This is a genomic window from Sphingomonas sp. Leaf38 (assembly GCF_001421825.1).
Lineage (GTDB): Bacteria > Pseudomonadota > Alphaproteobacteria > Sphingomonadales > Sphingomonadaceae > Sphingomonas.
In genome coordinates this window covers 105,497-110,163 of the sequence record NZ_LMLD01000004.1, presented here as the reverse complement: position 1 = coordinate 110,163, position 4,667 = coordinate 105,497, and the positions used below count along the sequence as shown (strand labels likewise).

Sequence of the window (4,667 nt, the reverse complement as noted above, 5' to 3'; positions counted from 1 at the left end):
GGGGGGGGGGGGGGGGGGGGGCCCACGCTCACCAACGGGCGTGCCCTCACCCTCCCGTCGCCTGCGGCTCCTCCTTCCCTCTCCCCTGAAGGGAGAGGGGTAGACGGTTAGTTCAACACCACCGTGACCGCGCGACGGTTCGCCGCCCAGCTCTGGTCGTCCGAGCCCATCGCCACCGGGCGCTCCTTGCCATAGCTGATCGTCGTCATACGCGACGACGACACGCCCCGCGCCGCCAGATAGTTCTTCGTCGCGTTCGCGCGACGATCGCCGAGCGCGAGATTATATTCGCGCGTGCCGCGCTCGTCGGCATGGCCTTCGATCGTGATGCGCTGGTTCGGGAACTTGGCGAGCCACTGCGCCTGGCTGTCGAGGATCGCGCGCGCGGTCGGATCGATATCGTACATGTCGAGCGCGAAGTTCACCGTGTTCGAGCTGACCGAGCGCTGGAAGTCGGCATCCGAGCCCGGCACGATCGCGCCGCCGACATTGCCGTTGTTCATGCCCGCATTGGGATCGACCGAACCGCTATTGTCGACCGGTGCAGGCGGCAGCACCGCGGGACGCTTCTTGGCACAGCCGGACACGGCGATCAGCGCGGTGCACGCGAGCAAGATGTTGGAAAGCTTCGACATAGATAGTCTCCCGTAGAAAATCACGTTTCCCCGTTATGCCCCCATAGCAGGTTTAGGGCCGCAGCGGGCCCCATGCCGGATCCGAGCCGTCGAGCGGCGTCGGGATCTTGCGCTCGTTGACGCCCGTCAGGTCGACCGACCAGAGGTCCGCCTTGCCGCCGCTGCCGCGTCCCGAGCGATAGAAGTTGATCACGCGACCGTTCGGCGACCAGCTCGGCCCCTCGTCCTGCCAGTCGTTGGTCAGCAATTTCTCGCCGCCGCCGCTCGGGCTCATGATGCCGATCCGGAAGCCGCCGCCGAGCTTGGTGAACGCGATCAGATCGCCGCGCGGGCTCCACACCGGCGTCGCATAGCGCCCGCCGCCGAAGCTGATCCGCTGCTGGTTCGAGCCGTCGGCGTTCATCACGTAGATCTGCTGCCCGCCCGAGCGATCGCTCTCGAACACGATTCGGCTGCCGTCGGGCGAATAGCTGCCGCCGGTATCGATGCCGGGCGAATTGGTCAGCCGCTGCGGCGTGCCGCCCTGCGACGACACGCGGTACACGTCGGTGTTGCCGCCCTGCGCCATCGAGAACAGGATGTTGCGGCCGTCGGGCGAGAAGCGCGGCGCAAACGTCAGGTTGGCGTTCGCCACGACCAGCCGCTGCTTGCCCGAGCCGATATCGTAGACATAGATCGCCGGGCGATTGTTGAGATAGCTCATATAGACGATCGACTGCTGGTTCGGCGCGAAGCGCGGCGTCAGCACGATCGACTGGCCGTTGGTCAGGAAGCGATGGTTGGCGCCGTCCTGGTCCATGATCGCGAGCCGCTTGATCCGGCGTCCCTTGGGTCCGGTTTCAGAGACATATACGACGCGGCTGTCGAAATACGCGCCCTCGCCGGTGAGGCGGGTATAGACCATGTCGGCGCATTTATGGCCTGCGCGACGCCAGTCGGATGGCGACACGACGAACCCGGTGCGCGTCAGTTCGGCCTTGGACGAGACGTCGTAGAGATAGCAGCCGACCGTCAGATTGCCGTCGCCGGTCGCGCGGATGAAGCCCTGCACCAGCGCCTGCGCGCCCGTGCTGCCCCAATAATCAAACCCCGGCGCGGTGACTTCGGGGAAGGTGATCGGGCGCAGCTGGCCGGGCGAGAGCGGCGTGAACAGGCCCGAATTGCGCAGATCGTTGGTGACGATCTCGGCCAGCTGGCGGCCGAGCACGTCGGTCGAGCCCGCCGGCGTCGAGACCACCGCGGCGGTCGGCATCACGGGGATCGCGATCGGCATCGGGGCGGAGATGCCGCCGGTCACGTCGACAACGAGTCCGCCGGACTGGTCGCCGGCTGGTGCGGGTGCGGCCGGGTCGGCGGGGGCCTGTTGTGGAGCGGGCGCAGGGGCGGGCGCGTCCTGTGCCATGGCCGTCCCACTGAACACGAACGCCATCACGGCGGCGGACGAGAGAATCGATCGAGTCATAACGGACATCCTCAGCCGGGAAGTTTGTAGCGCAGGCTGAAATTGCTCCAGCCATTCTGCACGTCGTACAGGTCGTCGGGCAAACCGCGCAGCGGCGAGCACCCGACAAAGGTCGCGATCGCCAGATCGTCGACTCGGTCGACATAGCGGCGGTTGTCGTCGTCGACGCCGGCATGGCCGCTGATCGTCGGCCGCGATTTCAGCGTGCCGTCGCGGTTGAGCTTCAGGTTGATCGTGACGCGGATCCGCTCGGCGCCAGGCCCCGGCGTGACCTGGCGGTTGGCGCAGGGCTGCACCTGCCGCAGGATCGCCGAACCGATGTTCGCCGCCGCCTGCACGCCGAGCTTGGCGGCCTTGGGCGCTTCCGACTTGCTCGGCGACGGATCGGCCGAGAGCCCCTTCAAGAAATTGTCGCCGAGCCGCGAACCGCGTGGCCGCGACGCCTTGGCCTCCGCGGTCGAGCCACTGCCCTTGGTCGAGGACGGTTTGGCGGGCTTGGCCGATGCCGACGAAGATTTGGCCGAAGATTTGGAGTCCGACGACTTGGCGGTCGACGGCTTGGACGCCGACGATTTCGTCGGTGCGGACTTCGCCGGTGCAGCCTTCGCGGGCGCAGACTTGGTGGGCTGCGCTTTCGCAGGCTTGGGCTGCGGCTTCACGACAGGCTTGGCGACAGGTGCTGGCTTCGCGGCGGGCTTTGGTGGCGCAGGCTTGGGTTTGGGCTGCGGCTTTGGCGCGGGTTCCGGGGCCGGCTGCGGCTTGGGTGCAGGCTTGGGTGGCGCGGGCTTCGTCTGCGGCGCCGGTGGCACGGGATCGGGCGTCGGCTCGGGCTCGGCCTCCTGCGGCGCCGGCGGCGCGGCATCCTCGGGCGCGCCCTCGTCCGGCGCGATCGACTGCGCGGGCGCCTCGGTCGATTGCGGCGCGGTCGCCTCCAGCGCGACGTCGGGCACGAGGCTCACGTCGATCGGCTGCTGCTGGATTTTCGGCGGTTCGGGCGCATCGAGAAACCCGACCGACAACAGGCCGAACAGCACGACATGCCCGACCAGCGCGACGCCTAGACCGATCTTCTCCGTGCGATCCATCAGCCGAACGCCATCAGTTCTGATTACCCTCGACGGTCACCAGCGCGACCCGGTTCAGCCCGGCGCGGTTGAGTTCGCCCATCACGCGCATCACGCGGCCGTAATCGAGCTTGCGATCCGCGCGCAGCAACACCTGCGGCTCGTCGCCGACCGCGCGGCTGGCGGCGATCGATGCGAGCCGGATCGGCAGCGCGGCGTCGGTGACCTGATCCTTGTCGATGAACAGCGCGCCGGTTTCGTCCATCGAGATTTCGACGGGCTTCTGTTCCTGGTCGAGCGCCTTGGCGCGCGCGTCGGGCAGGTTCACCGGCACGCCCGCGGTCATCAGCGGCGCGGTCACCATGAAGATGATCAGCAGCACCAGCATCACGTCGACCAAAGGCGTGACGTTGATATCCGCCATCGGCGCGCGCCGCCCACGCCCGCGCGACGAAGGAAGGTTCATCGCCACCTTAGCGCGACCCGTCCAGCTGGCGGCTCAGAGTCGTGTGGAAGCCGTCGGCGAACCGGTTGAGGCTCGCCTCGATCCGGTTGATGCCGTGGCTGAACCGGTTGTACGCGATCACCGCAGGGATGGCCGCGAACAGGCCGATCGCGGTCGCGAACAGCGCCTCCGCGATGCCCGGCGCGACCACCGCCAGCGACGTGTTCTGCGCGGCGGCGATGCTGGTGAAGCTGCGCATGATCCCCCACACCGTGCCGAACAGCCCGACGAACGGCGCGACCGATCCGACCGTCGCGAGCACGTTAAGCCGGTCCGACAGCTTGTCGATCTCGCCCGCGACCGCGGCACCCATCGTCGTCGCCAGCCGCTCGCGCGTGCCGCTCTTGTCGATCGTGCCGCCCGCGGTCGAACGCCGCCACTCGGTCACACCGGCGGCGAACACGCGCGCCGACGGCAGCTCGCTTTCGCCCTCCGCCTTGTAGAAGACGTCGATATCCTCGGCTTTCCAGAAATCGCGCTCGAACCGGGTCATGTTCTTGCGCGTCTTGCCGATCCGCCGCCAGAACGCGACGATCAGCGCCCAGGTCCATATGCTGGCGAGCAGCAGCCCGATCATCACGCCCTTCACCACCCAGTCTGCCTGGAGGAACAAGTGGATCGGCGACAGCGTCGCGCTATCCATAGTCAACACCGGATTCATGCTTCCCCCTGCCAGACAAGGCGTTCGTAGATATCGATCCAGGCGCGCGGCTGGCGGCGCGGGCGGCCGTTGGGAGCGACCAATGCCGCCACCACGTCCGCCTCGGCCAAGACAAGCCCGTCGCGCATGACTCTTTGATGAATGGCGACCCCGGCCGCACGCACTTGCGTCATCCGCGAGACGACGATCAACGCGTCGTCGAGCCGGGCCGGCGCCGCGTAACGGATCGCCATGCTCACGATCGCATAGGATCCCTCGCCCGCCTCGAACGTCGCCCGCTGGTCGATCCCGCCGAGCCGCAGCATGTCCGAGCGCGCGCGCTCCATGTAGCGCAGGTAAT

Annotated in this window: 6 protein-coding genes; all 6 read right to left on the bottom strand. The window is 67.7% G+C overall.

Annotated elements, in window-relative coordinates; translation table 11 throughout:
• Positions 1 to 107: 107 nt before the first annotated feature.
• A complete protein-coding gene (pal, locus tag ASE88_RS00720; RefSeq protein ID WP_056412750.1) occupies positions 108 to 635 on the bottom strand; it encodes a peptidoglycan-associated lipoprotein Pal in 528 nt (175 codons plus the stop codon).
• A 52-nt stretch (positions 636 to 687) separates the two neighbouring features.
• Positions 688 to 2,097: a Tol-Pal system beta propeller repeat protein TolB gene (gene tolB, locus ASE88_RS00715; protein ID WP_056474221.1), complete on the bottom strand. Its 1,410-nt coding sequence runs from the start codon at positions 2,095 to 2,097 to the stop codon at positions 688 to 690.
• 11 nt (positions 2,098 to 2,108) lie between these two features.
• Positions 2,109 to 3,182, bottom strand: coding sequence for a hypothetical protein (locus ASE88_RS00710; protein ID WP_056474218.1), 1,074 nt, complete (start codon positions 3,180 to 3,182; stop codon positions 2,109 to 2,111).
• Between the two features lie 13 nt (positions 3,183 to 3,195).
• Positions 3,196 to 3,633 carry a protein TolR gene (gene tolR / locus ASE88_RS00705; RefSeq protein ID WP_056474215.1) on the bottom strand — a complete coding sequence of 146 codons (438 nt, stop codon included), beginning with the start codon at positions 3,631 to 3,633 and terminating at the stop codon, positions 3,196 to 3,198.
• A gap of 1 nt (position 3,634) precedes the next feature.
• Positions 3,635 to 4,327 (bottom strand): protein TolQ, encoded by a 693-nt coding sequence (tolQ, locus tag ASE88_RS00700; protein WP_056474212.1) that lies wholly within the window; start codon positions 4,325 to 4,327, stop codon positions 3,635 to 3,637.
• Positions 4,324 to 4,667: acyl-CoA thioesterase (locus ASE88_RS00695; protein WP_156356845.1), on the bottom strand; the 344-nt coding region annotated here is incomplete at its 5' end. The genes tolQ and ASE88_RS00695, both read right to left, overlap by 4 nt.

Coding starts and splice junctions, on each gene's coding strand:
- pal (WP_056412750.1), bottom strand. CDS start 635: ATGTCGAAGCTTTCCAACATCTTGCTCGCGTGCACCGCGCTGATCGCC.
- ASE88_RS00710 (WP_056474218.1), bottom strand. CDS start 3,182: ATGGATCGCACGGAGAAGATCGGTCTAGGCGTCGCGCTGGTCGGGCAT.
- tolQ (WP_056474212.1), bottom strand. CDS start 4,327: ATGAATCCGGTGTTGACTATGGATAGCGCGACGCTGTCGCCGATCCAC.
- tolB (WP_056474221.1), bottom strand. CDS start 2,097: ATGACTCGATCGATTCTCTCGTCCGCCGCCGTGATGGCGTTCGTGTTC.